Raw genomic sequence first — 17,529 nt, forward strand, 5'->3', positions numbered from 1 at the left:
CAGCCTGATAAGTTACACATTATGCGCTGATACCGAATGATGCCCACTGTTGAAGGAATTAGCAGACTGGGCATTTATGGTCTGAAAATGCGCTCCGCCAGGGTTGTCTCTGTGCATGCCGGCTACTGGCTTATCGGATATCAATCTGGTGGTCGCGGTTTGCTGACTATTGGCTTCACCAGCCTGACTCGATTGCTCCCCTGTCATCCTGTTGTCAGCCTTCGCGATAACAGATTTCACTGAACCGTCAGAAGGCATATAGAGCGCCTGCTGCAGGATAGTTTCATTTTGTGACAGGTTCTCATCCACCTGCGCCAGCTGACGACGCAGGACGTTAAGCTTTACGGATGTGGCTAGCGGTATTTGAAGCTGTTGGTCGTTCAAAACGTTTAACTGCTGGCGGGCACCATACTGTTGCTGTAACAGCGCACGGTACTGGCTTTCATAGCCCCATACCGTCGATTGCTCCTGCTCAAACTGAAGCGTGGAGATGTATCCCTTTGCTAACAGCGGTCGCCAGGTGTTGACCAGCTTCTGAGCCATACCCATTTGCGCCGATTCAATTTTAATCTGGTCCGCCAGTTGCTCAAGTTGACCATTCAGCATGGCCTGCTGGAAGCGGCTGTCGCTGACCTGTTGCAGAGCAAGCTGCTGGGTGTGCTCGATATCCTGCAGCAGACTGCTCTGCTCAAGCTTCAACTGCGCACTGACGAGCCGAATTTTTTCCGCGGCTAACCGCGCCTGGGCTGAGGCAAGTTCAAGTGAAGAGGCGGTCAGCGCAGGCTGGCCCTGGCTGTTCTGCCCCTGCTTAACCGTGCCGCCTGCAGGCGCATTGAAGGCCACAGGTTGTGGCTGCGCGGCCTGCTTGGCGGCTGACGGGCGCACGTGAAGCGGATGGCTTTGAACGAAATAAATGACGGTTATTGTCCCAACAACGAGTGAAACCAGGTTCCGGCGAAGCAACTGTGCCAACGGGGACAGGGTTTCACCGCACTCAGCGCCGGATGATTCAACGATCTGTTTCTTAAAAAATGGGTTTTCCATTTTTATACCTTCAATAATGACGTAGGGATATTACCGGGCAAGGCGCCATGTAACAGATGTTTTGTGAGTGCGGTTAATTCAAGGCTAATCGGGTAACGGATTCCCCTCTGCGCTTAACATCCCATTTCCTTGTGCCGTTTTAAAACAGAAGAACATTTCCAGTCGTTACCTTTTGCAAGCGAGTTTCAATCTTTCGGGTTTGCTGTGTCAGAGAACGGCTTTGACTGCATATGAAGGGACGTTTTACGGCGCTGACAGAAAAGGCGGGGGATGTCACCAGGCGAGCTAGGGCCAAAAGCTGGCCCCAGCGAGCAAACAGCACTCAGCAGTTCGGTTACGTCAGAAACGTACCGCCGCGCGTTTTATTTAACAAGATAAAGGTCCTTGGTGTAATAGAAACCCAGATGCGATGGGGCATAGCCGCCGACCTTTGGACTGACCATCTTGTTGAGCGCACCATAGAAAACCGGAATAACCGGCGCATCTTTTGCAATAATGTCGCTGGCTTTCTGGTAATCCAGGGTTACGGCGTTTGGATCGGTATCCATTCCCGCGGCTTTTACTGCCGCATCAAACGCTGTGCTGGCATAACCTGAGCTATTCTGACTGTCGCCACTGCGGAAGGTATTTAAAAAAGTAGAGGGCTCACTGTAGTCACCAATCCAGGTGTAGCGCACCAGATCATATTGCCTCTGATGCATGGTATCCAGCATGGTTTTCCATTCCTGATTTTGCAGCGTGACCTTCGCACCTAACGCTTTACCCCACATGGAAGCAGCGGCAATTGCGATACGTTGGTTATCCTGATTGGTGTTGTAGAGCAGGGTAAAACTCAGAGGATGGCTGGCTGAAAAACCGGCTCCGCTGAGTAACGCCTGAGCTTTTTTGATGCGCTGCGCCTGGGTCCAGCCCGCCCAGTCAGGCGGAGACAGTTTGACGTCCCCCATTGATAATGGCACAACGGTATAAGCCGGTTTCTGCCCCATACCAATGACCTTATCGGCGATGATGCCTTTATCCAGCGCCAGATCCAGCGCCTGACGCACGCGGACATCGGTAAAGGGTGCCTTGTGCGTATTTATCTGGAAATAGAACACGCTATAAACAGAGGTGCTGTGTACTTCTTTGGGCCGCTCTTTTTTCATTCGAGGGAAATCAATGGCGGGAATGTTGTCCGTAATGGTAATGCCGCCGGCAAGGTAGCGGTTAAGCTCGGCAGAAACATCATTAATCGGTAAAAACGTTACGCGATTAATTACGGTATGCGCGTTATCCCAGTAGCGATCATTACGGTTCAGCGTGATTTTTTCATTAACTACCCACTGATCCAGTTTATAGGCACCGCTGCTGACCATGTTGCCCGGCTGGGTCCAGGCCTCACCAAACTTTTTAACGTTATTTTCGCTGACCGGAAACAGGGAAGGATGGGCAACAAACTGCAAAAAATAGGACACCGGCTGATCCAGAGTAACCTGCACGGTGTGCGCGTCTAAGGCTTTTACGCCCAGGCTGTCAGGCGGGCTTTTACCGCCCGTCACCGCATCAGCATTAAGGATATGCGCATAGTTAGCAAAGGATGCATAAGGCGATGCCGTTTTGGGATCGGTCAGACGACGCCAGCTGAAGACAACATCTTCAGCTGTCAGCGGCGATCCGTCTGACCATGTCAGGTCAGGACGAAGATGAAAGGTCCAGACTTTGTTGTCGGCCGTTTCCCACGAAGCAGCCAGTCCCGGTATGACTTTGCCCTCTGGATCAGTCCGCACCAGCCCTTCAAACAGGTCGTTAATAACTGAAAAGGCATCGTTGGTTTCAGCTTTATCAACATCCAGGGTAGCAGGCTCGGCTCCATTGCCCCGCACGATCTCCTGCACGGGAGCCAATGTCACACCATTGGGTACGTTTGCCCCAAAGGCCGCCGTCGAGCACGATAACCCCGTGATAATTACAGACAACCCCATACGGGCAACATATAAACGGCTTACCGACATTCGTCCAACTCCTTTCGCATTGTTTTAAGATGACTTCACCCCATCAGCACTGCAATTTACAGGCCAGAGATAAGGGTAAGCGCCACGCCAGCCTGCACCCGATCTGAGACTAAAACCGCGTTGTATTGCACAGTTCTGATGCAAGGAGCCGGCGTATCCGCTCAAAAACAGCGCCGCTGTAATCTGCATATGTTCATTTTCAGCTATCAGACATAACGATGTTGCCTGCGTGAATAACTGTCGTGGTTCGTTTATCAGGGATAACGGGAATATTCGGAAAGGTGTTCTCAGGATTAAACGCGCGCGACAAGGCCAGAACATGGGGCTGCGACCGGTTTTCGCTGCTGAACGCCCCGATTAACGGAACTTTTACGCTATCCTGCCGGGTCTTTTTCATCCGCCACACACTTGTACAAGCAGGGCTTGATATAGTCATTCCTGTTAATCAGGAGCCTGTATGAAAAAATTGATTCTGTTCGTTATCGCGTTAGCAAGTGTTTCTGCCCTTTCGGGTTGTGTCTGGCCATTCTGGGGCCCTGGAGGCGATGGCCCGGGACATATGGGCCCTGGCGGCGGCGGTGGGCCTGGCGGCGGTCCACACAGGTAACACATGATGGCCTCACCAGGAGGCCATTGTTTGCATCGCGATCAGGATTATTCTGACATTACATTTACGCCCTCTCTCTGCGCATGCCTTTGCTGGAGATTCGCCGCTTTTCATGACAAACTTGAGCACATCTTAAGGATAGGGAATCTGCACGATGTCAGGCTCAAACATCGCTTGTCTGTTTACTGAAGGCCAAATCACACTGCCTGATGATTATCAGGACCGCACGGTTAACGCTTTCACCGCCTCTGATGCCACTGCTCCCGCTTTTAATATTTCACGCGATACGCTTAACGAGGGTGAAACGCTGCCTGCGTACATCGACCGTCAGCTCACGCTAATGCAAAAACACATAAAGGGATGGAAACAAACCGAACGTAGCGCTGCGGTATTGGGTGACGCGCTGCTACAGGGTGAATGCGTACACGCCAGTTTTCTGCGTGACGGCAAACGTATCTGGCAACAGCAGTCGGTCTTCACGCCCGATGGTCACAAAGTACTGGTCTTTACCATGACCTCTACGTCCGCCATTGGTGACGCGGACAGCGAACAGTTTCAGGCACTGCTTAAAAGTTTTCGTTTTAACGCTTAACGACAAGGGCAATTATCATGTTTGAAGCTGCACGCCTCGGCGATGATATCGGTCACTCTCATGCCCTGGCGGGCATGATTGCAGGCACTATCGTCGGTGGACTGATCGCTGCGGCGGGCGGTATTGCTGCGGGTGCATTGATGATTGCCGGGATAGGCGCCTCCTGCCTTGGCGTGGGCGTATTGCTGGTTGGACTCAGTATCGGCGTGGGTTACCTTACTGGCGAACTGGCCACCGCCGCGCGAGACGGAATAGCGGATGCTGGGGCGGCCAGCATGACCCCAAAGGGCAAGATTACCACCGGTTCGCCCAACGTCTTTATTAACAGTAAACCCGCCGCCATGGCCACCAACAGCATAGTGGCCTGCAAGGACGATGGTCCGCAGCAGATGGCGGAAGGCTCCTCCCGGGTGTATATCAACGGCCTGCCTGCATCACGCATCGACGATCGCACCACCTGCGATGCCAAAGTGATGACGGGCTCTGACAACGTCTATATCGGCGGCGAGCCTGAACAAACGCTGCCTATCCAACCTGAAGTGCCCGAATGGGTTTATAAAGCCTCCGATCTTACCCTGCTGTTTGCCGGGCTGGCCGGTGGCGTGGGCGGTGCGGCTGGCAAGGTCGGCGCGCTGGGTAAATTACTGAGCAAGATTCCCGGTATCAATAAAATCGCCCGGGTGGCCTGCCGTGCTGGTGCCTTAATGACCGGTGTGGCGGCCGCAGGTATTCTTGCCCGTCCCGTTGATATCGTAAGCGGCCAGAAGTTTCTTAGCGGCGATGATGAACTGGATTTTGTGCTGCCCTCCCGGCTGCCGCTACGCTGGCAGCGCTACTGGCGCAGCGGTAATCCCGGCGACAGCGTATTAGGCCGTGGCTGGAACCTGTTCTGGGAAACACGGCTGGAACGCTACCAGGATGGGCTAGTCTGGCGTGCGCCCTCCGGCGACTACGTCTCTTTTCCTCTGGTGCCCAAAGGCCAGCGTACCTACTGCGAAGCGGAGAAACGCTGGCTGGAACATCATCGGGACGACAGTTGGTCATTGTATGACATCAGCGGTGAGCGCTGGCATTTTATGCCCCTGCGCGATGATGCCCCTTCTCTTCCCCTCTGCCTGACCGAGCCCTGTGGCAATGAGATTCAGTTCGACTGGAACCCCGATCACACATTGGCTGCGCTGACAGACAGTGCCGGTCAGCGCGTAACCTGCCGCTATGCGAATGACAGGCTTGCAGGTGTCTGGCTGGATGACGATATTTGTCTGGTCAGTTACGCTTATGATGATATCGGCCAACTCGTTACGGTAACGGGCCGGGGCGATAGCGTGCGCCGACGCTTCCAGTGGCGCGATGGCCTGATGGTCGCCCATGAAGATATGAATGGCCTGCTAAGTGAGTATCGCTGGCAGGAAATCGATGGCCTCCCGCGAGTGGTGGCCTTCCGTCACAGCGGCGGCGAGCAGCTGGATTTTGAGTACGATTTTGACAACGGTATCCGACGCGCGCGACGTGATGACGGCGTTGAAGCTCACTGGCTCATTGACGATGACGATCATGTCGCCCGCTTCACCGACTTCGACGGCCGCCAGACCATGCTGGTTTACCGCGCAGGCGAGTTGTGCGATGTGATTATGCCCGGCGGCGCCATGCGCTGCAGCAGCTGGGACCGCTATGGTCGCATGACGCAGGAGATCGATCCGGTCGGACGTCGAACCACTTATCACTGGTTCCGCATGACTGACCGTGTGATCCGTACGGACTATCCCGATCTGAGCGCGACTCAGGCGGCTTACGATCTTAATGTTCGCCTGCTGACTGAAACCGATGCGCTCAATAACGTCACCACCTATCACTACCCTGATGACACAGAACTGCTGCCAGACAGCATCACCGATGCAACGGGCGGCGTGGTGAAGCTGGAATGGAACCGACAAGGGCTGCTGACGCAGCGCACCGACTGCTCTGGCAGCGTAACGACGTTTAGCTACGACCGATTTGGCCAGCTTGTTCGCAGCGTGGATGCTGAAGGTCATGTCACCCAGCGCGAGTGGAATGACAAGGGACAACTCTGCGCCATTATCCATCCAGACGGCAGTCGGGAAACCCTGCACTGGAACACCCAGGGGCAGCTCAGTGCGTGGCGCGATCCGCTGGAGACCGAAGTCCGCTGGACCTATAACGCACTCGGATTACCGGTGAGCCTGACGGACCGCATTGGTCGCACGCGTCGCTGGCATTACGATGCCCGTGGTAATCTGCTGCGGCTGGAAAACGGCAACGGCGGTGACTATCGCTTTACCTGCGATCCGCTCGGCCGTCCATTGAGTGAGATCCGGCCCGATAAAACCTCACGCAATATGGAATGGAATGCTCGTGGCTTTCTCATTGGTTTACAGGAAAATGGCCAGCCCGCTAATGACGGTGGCATAGCTCGACGCTGGCAGCGCTTTAGCTACGACGACAGCGGCTTGATTACCCAGCGCACAACGCAGCATGCTGAATACCACTACCGGCGTCATCGTAGCGGTCAACTTGCCAGCCTGGTTCGCACGCCGACCAGCGACGGAATGGCGCTTGGTATCGAAGAAGATGAAATCGCCTTTACCTATGACGTCGCAGGTCAGCTGTTAACAGAAGCCGGTATAAACGGGAAACTGGATTACGAATGGGATGCGCTGGGCAACCTCACCCATCTGACCCTGCCGGGTGAACAGCAACTTGCCTGGTTGCACTATGGCTCTGGCCATGTCAGCGCGATTCGCTTTAATCAGCAACTGGTCAGTGAATTTACCCGCGACCGCCTGCACCGGGAAATTCGCCGCAGTCAGGGCGCGCGTGAGCAGGCGCGTCAGTACGACAGCCTTGGCAGGCGCACGATGCAGCGCAGTGAATTGCATAGCGAGGTGGTGCTACCGGAAAGAGCCATTCTTGAACGCGCTTTCCGCTATTCGGCGCGCAGTGAACTGGAGTCTGTCAGTGATACGCTGCGCGGCGACATTATCTATGGTTACGATGATGAAGGCCGCCTGCTGAAGCACTACGAAGCCAGACAGGGCCACAGCACCTCGCATTTTGCTTATGATAATGCGGACAACCTGGCGGCCAACGACGATCTGCTGCACGCGTTGCCAGTTACCGACAACCGTCTGCATCACTGGCAGAACCTTTTTATGAAGTACGATGACTGGGGCAACCTGGTCAGTCGACGCAGCGGCCTGCATGAGCAGCATTTTACCTATGACGCCGAAAACCGGCTCATCAGCGCCAAAGGCAATGGCCCGGACGGCGGGTTTACCGCGCATTATCATTATGATGCGCTGGGCAGGCGCACCCGCAAAGTGGTCAGCACCCAGCACGATCGTAAAGAAGTCCGTTTTCTGTGGCAGGGCTATCGTCTTTTACAGGAGCAGCAGGATAACGGCCAGTGCCAAACCTATGTGTACGATCCCAACGAGGCCTGGAGCCCACTGGCGCGCATCGACCATATGGCAGCAGGCGGCCGGGGCGATGTGCTGTGGTTCAATACAGATATTAACGGTGCGCCGCTGGAGGTAACCGATGAACGGGGCGATATCCGCTGGAGCGGTCAGTACGGCAGCTTTGGCGAGGTACGCCGACAGACGGAGGGCTTTACCCGGCTGGCAAAACAGTCTGCCCTGCCCCATCAGCCGCTGCGCTATGCGGGCCAGTATGCGGACAGCGAAACCGGTCTACACTACAATCTGTTTCGCTATTACGATCCGCAGGTGGGACGGTTTACGGTTCAGGACCCGATAGGGCTGGAAGGCGGCTGGAACCTGTATCAGTATGCGCCGAACCCGCTGAGTTGGATCGACCCGTTGGGGTTGAATAAGTGTGGGAGCTTTACAAAGAATCCTGACGATATCCATTTCATGCAAAGTTCAATTAAAAATCAAACGGGCGAGCATACCGTTCTCAATAACGCAGCTGCTCTTAAAAACGGTACTCTTAAGCCCACTGATTTACCCGCAATTAAAATTTGGCAAGACTCAAGCGGAAAATTATGGACTCTGGACCACAGGAGACTGGCTGCATTCAAACTGTCAGGGCTGAAAGAAATACCGGTGCAGTGGGCTACGGAGAAAGAAATTGCTGGCCAAATGTGGAAAATGACTACGAAAACAGATGGAAAAAGTATCATTCTTAAAATGGGTGATGGTATTAAGAGAGTTATAGGTGGCTAAAATGTTAGATGATTTATTACCGGTTAGCAGTAAAGATGGGCTTGTTAAACTTATAGAAGCTCTGGCGAAAGATCTTAAAGACAACCCTGATGAATGGGAAAATAAAGATCTCAGCTCTTATCTTGAAGCTATAGCTTCATGGATTGAGGATATGGATGGGTATTATGAAAACACTAACCAGCCGTTGCCAAAGGATACGAACTGGAAAGTTTTTGCAGATATTTTAATGGCTGCAAAAGTCTACGAATAATAATAGCCGGAGGCGATCTTAACGATCCTTCCGGCTTTTTACCGTCAGCCGCTGACCCGAGTCAGCAACGCCTCGATCTGTTGCCGGGTCTGCCTGGCATCCCGCTTCTGCTGCACATAGCGGGCCACTTCTTGGTGCAGACAGAGATAGTCACGGTTAGGCAGTAGCGTGCGGGCCAAAAGTGCGCGTCGGGGTATATGGAAAAACCGGGCAGTAATCGGCAGAGCTGGCGTTATAAAGTCAATGTACATCAGTATGTTAAGTGACCTGAAAAGTATGGCCGCACCGGGATCGTCCCGATGACCCGATAGGGCTGAAAGGCGGCTGGAACCTGTATCAGTATGCACCAAACCCGCTGAGCTGGGTGGATCCGCTGGGGTTGAGTGGGGAATGGGTTAATCCCAAGGATATCAATTTTTCTCAGAGGACAATTTCGGCGAATGATTATGCTGAAATTATGAAAAATGGTCAGTGGGACTGGAACAGGTCTCCATTGAATGTAGTAGATGTTGACGGGCAACTAGTCACTTATGACAACAGACGCTTGGATGCAGCTTATGAAGCAGGATTGGATAAGTAAAGGTCAATAAAGTCAATCCTTTAGCCCCTCACCCTGAATCATCAACAGGGAAAACATGGTGGCAGAAATTTCAGCAGCGATTTAAAGATCGCCGTAATATTAAAGCAGGTGGTGTTGTTCCCGACAAAGGATTAAACACACGGCCCAAGAAATGTGGATAAAATAATGCAAAGCATCATATCAAAATTATGGAAAGAAGAGTTATTGCCAATAAAGGAAGCTGTGTTTTTTTTCGATGGAAGAGCTACATCCTGTAAAATTACATCCTTTCCCACACCAAAAATTGAAGTGGGCGCGGATTTTGATTTTATAGATTTTTATCGTAACAATAATGAAGAAGTCACATCCATTGATATAATAAAAGAAGTCAAGTTACTCAATGAATGTTATTGTTGTGTAGGAGAAGGAAGCTACGGCTCCGAGGGTTTCATTGCTTATCTTGATAATGATAAAAATCCAATATGGATTTTGTACTCTGAAAACTCAAATCCTTTTGTCAGCGTATTCGAGCATGAAGAAAATACAATACTGGTCGAGTCGACCGCTGGTCTAAAAATACAAATAGATCTCCATAATCCTGTAAACCTAAAGTTTATTGGGTAACTGTTCGATCAGATGCGCATGTTTATTAAACTAAGCAGCGCATGTAAATCCATCTCTGTTATTAATAATTCTTTCTATTAATAATTAAGACTCTAAAAATAGAATATTCTCATAAGATCTAAGCCAATCGTTAGTTTAGCCCGATTATTGAAAAAATCCAATTAACTACAGATTAGTGAGTGACCCCATCAGATGCCTTAAATATGAAAAATAGTATATTTTCAGGAAATAATAAATGAATTACGCCAGATCTATTTGTATGAGGTATAGCTCCTGTCGAGTAACCCCGCAGAGCATGCGCGAGCTGTGTGGCTGTATTGAGGACCTTAGCGTCACAAGCTTTAATTGTAAAAGGTCAGCGCCTGGATGAAAGACCTTCCGGGGGCGCTGAACCAGGACTGGCAGATGCCGGAGATCAAATAGCGTTAGGCGGGCTGATAAAAAGATCCCGATCGCTGAAGGACCGTGATCTTTAGCTGCTCAGTAAAAATCGTCCTGAGTGAGCTGTTTTCCTATTGGAAGGGTTTCGCTTTTATCAAAAGATAAAAGCTATTCTTCGTCATAGAGTTTTATCGAGTACCCTTACAGTATGCCGTCCTATTCACTTATCCCCATGACTCCTCCTTTTTCACCTGCATATTTTTTATTTTATCTTTGCAGCCGCAAATTATTTCTACTTCTTGATAAAAAAATTTTATTCTTCATAAATATGCACCTTGATTATTTATGTGTGAACTTTCTGTCAAGAGACACGTTCAAGTGCGAACCATCTCTTGTTGCCCAGCCAAGTTGCGATCTACCTTTGCTTGACAGCTGGACATACCATTCAAAAGCCTGCCCTGCGATACTGACCTCCCCCTGAAAACAGTGCCTGGCTGAACTGAAGTCCCCGGTCTTTCTTCCATCTCAGAGAGGGGCACATCGCCATGAAAAAGACCCGCTATAGCGAGGAACAGATTGCGTTTGCGCTGAAACAGCCCGAAACAGGCACCCGCGTCAGAGAAGTCTGCAGAAAGATGGGCATTTGTGAGGACACCTTTTACAACCGGAAGAAGAAACTTGCGGGTCTGGGCGTGACGGAACTGCGCCGTCTACGGCAACCGGAAGATGAAAACCAGCAGCTGAAGAAGCTGGTCGCCGACCTGAGTCTGGATAAGGAGATGCTGCAGGAGGTACTGAAGCAAAAGTTCTGAGGCCGGCTCAGAAGCGCCAGGCGGTGCATTTCCTGCAGGAAGCCTGTCGTATCAGCGTGCGCCGTGGATGTGGGCTGCTGATGCAGAGCAGAACTGTCTGCCACTGGCAGAGCCGGCGTGACGATCGGGCGATAACCCTGCGTATTCTGGAGATCGTGGAAACCCGGATACGGTATGGGTGTCCTCGTATTCATATCCAGCTGCAGGGGGAAGGCTGGCTTGTTAACCACAAGAAAACACACCGGATTTACTGTCTGGAAGGCCTCAACCTGCGCAGAAAGCGCTCCCGCAGACATCTCAGTGCAGCACATCGCCAGCAACGTTCGGTTCTGACCCATATTGATCAGTTCTGGAGTATGGATTTCGTGTCGGATAATCTGTTTAAGGGACAGCGTTCCCGGGCGCTGACTGTATCAATATACGATCGGCCTCAGAGAGATTGTCCATCGCCGTTTTCGCCACACCGAGGCCCAGCAATGCGCCTAACCCTTTCTCCACAACCATGTTACGGCATGAAGCGATCTCCACGCATGCTTTGGTGCCAAGACGCACAACGGCTGCCAGATTGTTATTCTCAACGACTATTATTTCCTATGACGCTCATGCAATTTATTTTTCAACCATACTCCGGCACCTAATACTACTCCTGCTATGCTCCCTTTTTTTAATGCGATATATAATGCCTCTTCCCATGAAAAAAGGAATGCCCCATCATTGAAGTAGAAAATTGTTGACACTCCTAGTTGGCATATGAAAAGAACAACAGAGATTAAAGCAATACAGTACACAATCAAGAAAAGAAGCCAAAGGATACCAACCTTGCTAAAGAGATTCATTGTTTCTTCTCCCGCTTGTCTAACTCATCTTTTACAGCTTTTCCTGTAAGTTCAGAAGCAGTAGAACCTGTAACTGCACCAATAACATCCTTTGTCACTTGATCAGTTACCGGTGACAATGAATCAACAACTTTTCCCCCTAAACTACCAGCCGCACTACCAAAGCCAGTACTTATCACAGAGTTAGTCGGATCTTCCCCTTTAATCGCACTGCCAATCGCAGCGCCTCCCATATTGATCGCTGCTGATGCCTGCCAGCTTTTACCTGTTGTCGCGGCAGCTGTCACACCGGCGAGAATTGCATCAACATAGCTGAAAGGATCATTCCCACTAAGTTTTACGCCCGTATTCACGCCCACACCGATTGCCGCATTAAGCGCCATACCTTCTTTTATTGTGGTGCCCAGGACACTGCTGCCAAATAACAATACCGGGTCTCCAATGCTGGCGTTGGATTTATGATAACCCCAGGTATTCATGATGGTTTGTGCTTTCTGCTGCGCCTCTGTCTGTGGCGCTGACTTCATATAATCCTGCCCAGTCAGCATTCCTGCGATCAGCTCTTTAGTCACTGCCTCACCATATTTAGCCTGCATGTCAGATGCATATATCTTCAAATAACTTACCAACTCGGTTCGCTCTGCTGTGCTCAACTCAGCTGGTTCTTTATTGAACTTAGCAACCAGTGCATCGCTACGTTTATCGGCATTCTCAAGTTGTAAAAAATCTTTCGCGGTTTGCAGGGATTTATCGCCTTTTAAGACTTTCTCTGCCAAAGCATCACGTTTTTCCGAGGAGGTACTGCTCAGGAAGTTATTCTCCACCGCATTCTTACCTGCCAGCGCGCCCGTCGCCGCACCCGCCGTGCTCCCGCTGCTCACACCCGCAGCGATTCCCGACGCCAGCGTCGCCAGCGCGCTCAGGTTCGCCTTCTGGTCCGGGCTCAGTTTATCACTGTCTGCCGTGCCGTAAAGCGCCAGTGCGATGGCCGGCGTCGCCAGTTCCCCCGTTACCGCGCCGGTGGCGCCTGCGGCTGCACTGCCCCCGCTCAGCTCAGCGACCACGCCGCCCAGCAGCGCGTGCGCCATCAGGTTATTCAGTTTCTGTGTGTCTGTCAGTTCACCGTAGGGCGCATTATCGGTGGTCAGTTCCTTGACCTTCGCGGCCAGATAAGGCGCAGCGCCCTGCGCCAGGGCAGCCCTGATGTCGCCGCCCGCCAGCGCCTGCAGGGCATTAACTACCGCGTTGACGCCCGTGCGCACGCTTCCGCCCATGTCCGCGCCCTGACGGACAATCGCCTGGTCGTAGGCCAGCTGCCAGGCCTTGCTGACCACCGCCTGCCTGCTGTTGTCGACATTCGGATCCTTTTCATGCGCCTTATCCAGCACTGCCTTCGCCTGCGCTTCCAGCGCAGTACGCGTATCCGTATCCGCCAGGCTGGCCGTGGCGGCGCGCGTGGCCCGGGCGGCTTCATGCGTGTTGTAAACGTCAAGCGCATGGGTGGCAACGTCGTTGACCAGCTGCGCCTGCTGCAGGCGGCGCTGCTCTTTCTCTTTGTCGAAAATAGGGCTGATGCTGCCGTCGTTGGCATGCTCCGTGTCGCGACTCTGGCCGGACAAATCCTGCTGCTGGGCATCCCGGTTGCGGATAATGATGAGAGATTCGGGTTTGATACCGGCAAGCTGGCGATTATCACCGTTAAACGTGGCAGAATGGTGATTGAGCTGGATATTAATCTCTGAACAGCAGATAAAAAGATCCCGGCGCTGTGACCGGGAGTCTTGTGTCGATCAGTCTGGATCGGACGGGGGTGATTTACAGGTCTTGTACTCGTCTATTTTAGCGAATATGTAACCTCCAGTTCCTACCGCAACACCTGCGATTAAGCTCATCACAATAATTCTCTTAAAAGTTGTCCGGTTCATTTCTAATTCCCCAGAAAATAATAAGTCTATTACTGCATCAGAGATTAATAGGAAAATTAAGCAGCAAAGCGTTATATATAAAATACTTAAACACATCAAAGTTAAGGTTTGCTTATTTTTTCTCATTTATCTTGTCCTTCACTTTATTGCCTATATATTCGCTACCAGCCGCACCGAATACGTCGCTCGCAAGACCTGATGCGCCCCCTAAAACTGGATCCAGTAAACTTGGCCCCCAAAGACCAATAGCTCCACCGACTCCAGCACCAATAATCGCCCCACTGACAGCGCCTTTGTCCGGCCCATCCGTAAACACCGCACTGCCTGCCGCTATTCCCACGTTCTGCCAGACACCACGGCCAAGGGCTAATACACCGGTCACAGCCGCAGAAGCGCTCCCCCAGTAATCCCAGGTTTTCTGCTGATTTTCAGGCAGGCTCTGATTCTTCTCACTGTTTATATCGAACCACTTGTAAGTCCCATTTGCTCTTTCAGCGACGGTTGCACCTGCCACAACTTTCCCGATGCTTGCCGCCGGCCCTAAATAACCTGCAACGGCAATCAGTACGCCCTCTTTATAACCCTCAACAATGGTTTTGGTGATTTTTGCGCCTTCCGGTAAATCACCTTTCGCATTTTTACTCAGCGCTGCGTTAATTTCTTCCGCTGCGCACCGGCTTCAGTCATTGAGGTGCCCAGCGATGTCGAAGCCTGGCCGTAACTGTTCAGCCCGCCTGGCAGCGAGAGGCTATTATTCTCAACTGTATCATTATCACCGCTCAGGACACCCGCGAGCCGTAGGGCTGCCTGGAAGGCCTGAGCCAGACGTGTATTCATCTTAAGAAGGTCAGCCACTGGCTGAAAGACTTCCCCGGTGCGCTACAGGAGAAATGTCCCGCACCGGTTATCCGCAGAACGAAGAGCTGAAAGGATCAAGTAAAATCCTGGCCAGAGAGGCCGGGATTGGTGATTTATTCAGAGGGACTCTGTTGATCTTTTCGCTCCTTTAACAAGACCTTTATCCAGATCCCGACACCCAAAATAAGGCCGCCGACATACCCGGTTCTGAAGAAAGAGTCAAAAACATTGCTCCAACTGAACTGGAAAAAATCTTTTTTAAAATAAATAATCGCTGATGCAAGTAGTTCAGCTACAACATCACCAATGAAAAATAAAATCAGGCAACTCAATATCAGTTTGACTAAACTAAAGAGATTATTTTTTAGCATCGGTTTTATCCTTCTTATCGAGTTCATCTTTTACAGCATTCCCTGTTTTCTCACCGATGTAGCCTCCAAGAACCGCTCCTGTTAAATCAGATACTGCATCTTTTCCAAGCTTTGAACCGACCCCTTTTATTATTTCGCCTCCTACGCCACCAACGACAGTACCTGCTCCAGCGCCTGCCATAGAGTTAACCGGATTCTCCCCTTTAATCCCGCTTCCTATTGCTGCTCCCCCTATGTTGATTGGAGTTGAAGCTATAATGCCTTTCCCTGTCGTTGCGGCTGCTGTCACCCCAGCCATTATTGCATCGACATAACTGAACGGATCTTTTCCTGCGAGCTGAACGCCAGTATTAACACCCACCCCAATCGCTACATTAGCGGCCATACCTTTTATTGTGGTTAACAGCACTTTAACTCCAAACATCAGTGGCGCATCACCAATACTGGCATTCGATTTATGGTAGCCCCAGGTGTTCATGATGCTTGAGCTTTAGACATGACTTCAGAGTCAGGGTTACGTTTTATGTAATCCTTACCAGAGAGCAGCCCGGTAACCAACTATTGTGCTACCGCTCGCCCAAAGGCTTTTTCCATTTCAGAGGCTTAAACTCGCAGATTTCCGGCTAGTTCAGCCCACGCTGTGCCGGTCATTTCTGAAGGGTATCTAGTAAATTTGGATACCAGAGCATCACTGCGTATGTCAGCATTTTCTAGTTTGATCAGCTCATTAGCCGATTCCAGTGATTTATCGCTGTTCATGATTTGCTCAATGACTTTATCGAGTTTGTCTGAAGATGTGGCTCCGAGCGCATTATTCGCCACAGAGAAAATTTATTTTAAACCTTGAATAACTGTTTTTTTGCCTAAAGCAACTACTTCGCAGTCCATTTCATCAAGTAGACCTAATGTTAAAAATACTACCCCATTTAATGACCAGAAATTATTCATCCACTCAAGCTCAGATTTAATATTGGCTACTTCCAATTCTTTCTTTCCAGACGGAGCAATTGCAAAAAAAATTTTTTTCTCGTCCTTAATTAACTTTGATAAATTATCTAACAATGAAACATCAAAAGATGCAGTCCCTGACAACGCTAATCCATCACCATAATTAAAAATAAAATCATTTTTATTTGACATAAAATCAAAATTGTAGCCCCTTGACTTCAAAAGGCCCCACGTTTTTTTATATCTTATCAAACGAGTGTCAGGTTGCTTTCCAGACAATTGAATGTAAATATAAATAGTCTCTATATCAGCAGAGGTTGATAGCTTTTTAACCATTTCTTTTATAATGGTTAAAGTTCCATCGCTACGCTTCATATTTTTTATTTCCCAGCTAACTGCTGATATATTTTCTCCTGCAACCCCCAGTGAATCAAAATTGGCAATTTCATTTTTAAAACTAATATTGCTAGCATAACGTATGGTAATATCAGTAATCATAATGATTCCCTTCCTGATCGTTAAAATGAGGGCCTCTATTTTGGATATCTTTCTCGCCAAAGAAATGGCCTTTAGCATCATCCCTTATTTGTATAGTTTGTGTACCACCTCCAGGTTTGGGTACATCAAACTCATAGATTTTTCCTGGCTGAGAATTCCCTCTTTTATCTACATTAGGAAGCACTCTATCCGGATTTTTACCCACTGGAATTCCTGATTGCCGTTTTGCCTCGTTGAATGCACCAGCTCTACCTGCTCCCTCAGGTGACATGTTCTCAGGCCGTGAACCTTCGGATTGATAAGCCAAATCATCCCTATTCGGCCCATCCGGGATTGGGATGACTGTCGTATTACTGCCCGCATTCGGCACATCACTGGTATTCCCGGTATGACTGCTGCCGTTCTGATCACGTTGATCCGGAGTGGTTAGCGTCGTGCCTTTATTCTGCCCTGGGATGGGATTAGTCAGCGTATTGTCAACTAAAGGCCGGTCAAGCACCGGTAATGGAAGCAGAGTGCCTTTCTGACTCTCGACCATTTCCTTATATACCGCCTGCTGTGCCGGAGTCAGCCGCTCTATTTCATCGGCTTTACCCGTCATGGCCGCTGCCAGTATCAATGTACGATCGGCCTCGGAAAGGTTGTCCATCGCCGTTTTCGCCACACCGAGGCCCAGCAATGCGCCTAACCCTTTCTCTACAACCATGTCACGGCATGAAGCGATCTCCGCGCATGCTGTAGCACCAAGACGCACAACGGCTGCCAGATTGTTATTCTCCGCCGCATTCTTACCCGCCAGCGCGCTCAGGTTCGCCTTCTGCTCCGGGCTCAGTTTATCACTGTCTGCCGTGCCGTAAAGCGCCAGCGCGATGGCCGGCGCCGCCAGTTCCCCCGTTACCGCGCCGGTGGCCCCTGCGGATGCACTGCCGCCGCTCAGAGTCGGTAGAAATCTACAACACACGACGCCCGCATCTGTCGTTGAAATATAAAACGCCCGATGAAGTACATCGGGCGTTGGATGGCTGAAA

Annotated in this window: 17 protein-coding genes and 3 pseudogenes; 8 read left to right on the top strand and 12 right to left on the bottom strand. The window is 50.7% G+C overall.

Going from position 1 to position 17,529, the window contains the following annotated elements; all coding sequences use genetic code 11:
* Positions 1–12: 12 nt before the first annotated feature.
* Positions 13–1,044, bottom strand: a complete 1,032-nt coding sequence (locus tag AAIE03_RS12425; RefSeq protein ID WP_024471174.1) for an HlyD family secretion protein — start codon at positions 1,042–1,044, stop codon at positions 13–15.
* Positions 1,045–1,406: 362 nt separating this feature from the next.
* The gene (locus AAIE03_RS12430) at positions 1,407–3,035 is read right to left on the bottom strand and encodes an ABC transporter substrate-binding protein (protein ID WP_024471175.1); all 1,629 of its coding nucleotides are present in this window, start codon (positions 3,033–3,035) and stop codon (positions 1,407–1,409) included.
* A gap of 457 nt (positions 3,036–3,492) precedes the next feature.
* Here AAIE03_RS12430 and AAIE03_RS12435 point away from each other — a divergent pair, with 457 nt between their 5' ends.
* From AAIE03_RS12435 to AAIE03_RS12450, 4 genes are all read left to right on the top strand, one after another.
* A complete protein-coding gene (locus AAIE03_RS12435) occupies positions 3,493–3,642 on the top strand; it encodes a hypothetical protein (protein ID WP_498563020.1) in 150 nt (49 codons plus the stop codon).
* Between the two features lie 154 nt (positions 3,643–3,796).
* A complete protein-coding gene (locus AAIE03_RS12440; protein WP_013024967.1) occupies positions 3,797–4,234 on the top strand; it encodes a DcrB-related protein in 438 nt (145 codons plus the stop codon).
* A gap of 17 nt (positions 4,235–4,251) precedes the next feature.
* Complete coding sequence (locus AAIE03_RS12445; RefSeq protein ID WP_105083042.1) at positions 4,252–8,439, top strand: RHS repeat-associated core domain-containing protein; 4,188 nt, start codon at positions 4,252–4,254, stop codon at positions 8,437–8,439.
* A gap of 1 nt (position 8,440) precedes the next feature.
* Positions 8,441–8,689, top strand: coding sequence for a DUF7660 family protein (locus AAIE03_RS12450; protein WP_028723926.1), 249 nt, complete (start codon positions 8,441–8,443; stop codon positions 8,687–8,689).
* A 44-nt stretch (positions 8,690–8,733) separates the two neighbouring features.
* Here the strand turns inward: AAIE03_RS12450 and AAIE03_RS12455 are convergent, their stop codons facing one another.
* Positions 8,734–8,940, bottom strand: a complete 207-nt coding sequence (locus AAIE03_RS12455) for a hypothetical protein (RefSeq protein ID WP_133344387.1) — start codon at positions 8,938–8,940, stop codon at positions 8,734–8,736.
* A gap of 80 nt (positions 8,941–9,020) precedes the next feature.
* Between AAIE03_RS12455 and AAIE03_RS12460 the strand changes: the two genes are divergently transcribed.
* Positions 9,021–9,269 carry a hypothetical protein gene (locus AAIE03_RS12460; RefSeq protein WP_231963289.1) on the top strand — a complete coding sequence of 83 codons (249 nt, stop codon included), beginning with the start codon at positions 9,021–9,023 and terminating at the stop codon, positions 9,267–9,269.
* Between the two features lie 165 nt (positions 9,270–9,434).
* Positions 9,435–9,872 (top strand): hypothetical protein, encoded by a 438-nt coding sequence (locus AAIE03_RS12465; RefSeq protein ID WP_024471179.1) that lies wholly within the window; start codon positions 9,435–9,437, stop codon positions 9,870–9,872.
* A 720-nt stretch (positions 9,873–10,592) separates the two neighbouring features.
* Here the strand turns inward: AAIE03_RS12465 and AAIE03_RS12470 are convergent.
* Positions 10,593–10,721, bottom strand: a pseudogene (locus tag AAIE03_RS12470) (polymorphic toxin type 17 domain-containing protein); the annotation flags it as partial.
* 77 nt (positions 10,722–10,798) lie between these two features.
* On the opposite strand from AAIE03_RS12470, the pseudogene AAIE03_RS12475 reads away from it, so the two are divergent.
* Positions 10,799–11,508 (top strand): annotated as a pseudogene (locus AAIE03_RS12475) (transposase); the annotation flags it as partial.
* A gap of 141 nt (positions 11,509–11,649) precedes the next feature.
* Here the strand turns inward: AAIE03_RS12475 and AAIE03_RS12480 are convergent.
* Together AAIE03_RS12480 and AAIE03_RS12485 are read right to left on the bottom strand one after the other, a co-directional pair.
* Complete coding sequence (locus AAIE03_RS12480; protein ID WP_024471181.1) at positions 11,650–11,901, bottom strand: hypothetical protein; 252 nt, start codon at positions 11,899–11,901, stop codon at positions 11,650–11,652.
* A pseudogene (locus AAIE03_RS12485) lies at positions 11,898–13,556 on the bottom strand (VENN motif pre-toxin domain-containing protein); the annotation flags it as partial. The pseudogene AAIE03_RS12485 and the gene AAIE03_RS12480, both read right to left, overlap by 4 nt.
* Between AAIE03_RS12485 and AAIE03_RS12490 the strand changes: the two are divergent.
* Positions 13,491–13,643, top strand: coding sequence for a hypothetical protein (locus AAIE03_RS12490; protein WP_498563021.1), 153 nt, complete (start codon positions 13,491–13,493; stop codon positions 13,641–13,643). The pseudogene AAIE03_RS12485 and the gene AAIE03_RS12490 sit on opposite strands and share 66 nt — an antisense overlap.
* 295 nt (positions 13,644–13,938) lie before the next feature.
* Here AAIE03_RS12490 and AAIE03_RS12495 read toward each other — a convergent pair whose 3' ends face one another.
* From AAIE03_RS12495 to AAIE03_RS12520, 6 genes are all read right to left on the bottom strand, one after another.
* Positions 13,939–14,340, bottom strand: coding sequence for a hypothetical protein (locus AAIE03_RS12495; protein WP_049800800.1), 402 nt, complete (start codon positions 14,338–14,340; stop codon positions 13,939–13,941).
* Between the two features lie 128 nt (positions 14,341–14,468).
* Positions 14,469–14,663, bottom strand: a complete 195-nt coding sequence (locus AAIE03_RS12500) for a hypothetical protein (RefSeq protein ID WP_049800799.1) — start codon at positions 14,661–14,663, stop codon at positions 14,469–14,471.
* A 134-nt stretch (positions 14,664–14,797) separates the two neighbouring features.
* A complete protein-coding gene (locus tag AAIE03_RS12505) occupies positions 14,798–15,055 on the bottom strand; it encodes a hypothetical protein (RefSeq protein WP_024472492.1) in 258 nt (85 codons plus the stop codon).
* Positions 15,042–15,533, bottom strand: coding sequence for a hypothetical protein (locus AAIE03_RS12510; protein ID WP_014593123.1), 492 nt, complete (start codon positions 15,531–15,533; stop codon positions 15,042–15,044). Before AAIE03_RS12510 ends, AAIE03_RS12505 begins: the two co-directional genes overlap by 14 nt.
* 353 nt (positions 15,534–15,886) lie before the next feature.
* Complete coding sequence (locus AAIE03_RS12515) at positions 15,887–16,501, bottom strand: hypothetical protein (protein ID WP_024472490.1); 615 nt, start codon at positions 16,499–16,501, stop codon at positions 15,887–15,889.
* Positions 16,491–17,462, bottom strand: coding sequence for an HNH/endonuclease VII fold putative polymorphic toxin (locus AAIE03_RS12520; protein WP_024472489.1), 972 nt, complete (start codon positions 17,460–17,462; stop codon positions 16,491–16,493). Before AAIE03_RS12520 ends, AAIE03_RS12515 begins: the two co-directional genes overlap by 11 nt.
* Positions 17,463–17,529 lie beyond the last annotated feature (67 nt).

Source organism: Pantoea sp. Ae19-2 (genome assembly GCF_059801205.1).

Coding starts and splice junctions, on each gene's coding strand:
- AAIE03_RS12455 (WP_133344387.1), bottom strand. CDS start 8,940: ATGTACATTGACTTTATAACGCCAGCTCTGCCGATTACTGCCCGGTTT.
- AAIE03_RS12445 (WP_105083042.1), top strand. CDS start 4,252: ATGTTTGAAGCTGCACGCCTCGGCGATGATATCGGTCACTCTCATGCC.
- AAIE03_RS12430 (WP_024471175.1), bottom strand. CDS start 3,035: ATGTCGGTAAGCCGTTTATATGTTGCCCGTATGGGGTTGTCTGTAATT.
- AAIE03_RS12450 (WP_028723926.1), top strand. CDS start 8,441: ATGTTAGATGATTTATTACCGGTTAGCAGTAAAGATGGGCTTGTTAAA.
- AAIE03_RS12440 (WP_013024967.1), top strand. CDS start 3,797: ATGTCAGGCTCAAACATCGCTTGTCTGTTTACTGAAGGCCAAATCACA.
- AAIE03_RS12505 (WP_024472492.1), bottom strand. CDS start 15,055: ATGCTAAAAAATAATCTCTTTAGTTTAGTCAAACTGATATTGAGTTGC.
- AAIE03_RS12435 (WP_498563020.1), top strand. CDS start 3,493: ATGAAAAAATTGATTCTGTTCGTTATCGCGTTAGCAAGTGTTTCTGCC.
- AAIE03_RS12425 (WP_024471174.1), bottom strand. CDS start 1,044: ATGGAAAACCCATTTTTTAAGAAACAGATCGTTGAATCATCCGGCGCT.
- AAIE03_RS12500 (WP_049800799.1), bottom strand. CDS start 14,663: ATGAATACACGTCTGGCTCAGGCCTTCCAGGCAGCCCTACGGCTCGCG.
- AAIE03_RS12465 (WP_024471179.1), top strand. CDS start 9,435: ATGCAAAGCATCATATCAAAATTATGGAAAGAAGAGTTATTGCCAATA.
- AAIE03_RS12490 (WP_498563021.1), top strand. CDS start 13,491: ATGCTCCGTGTCGCGACTCTGGCCGGACAAATCCTGCTGCTGGGCATC.
- AAIE03_RS12480 (WP_024471181.1), bottom strand. CDS start 11,901: ATGAATCTCTTTAGCAAGGTTGGTATCCTTTGGCTTCTTTTCTTGATT.
- AAIE03_RS12510 (WP_014593123.1), bottom strand. CDS start 15,533: ATGAACACCTGGGGCTACCATAAATCGAATGCCAGTATTGGTGATGCG.
- AAIE03_RS12515 (WP_024472490.1), bottom strand. CDS start 16,501: ATGATTACTGATATTACCATACGTTATGCTAGCAATATTAGTTTTAAA.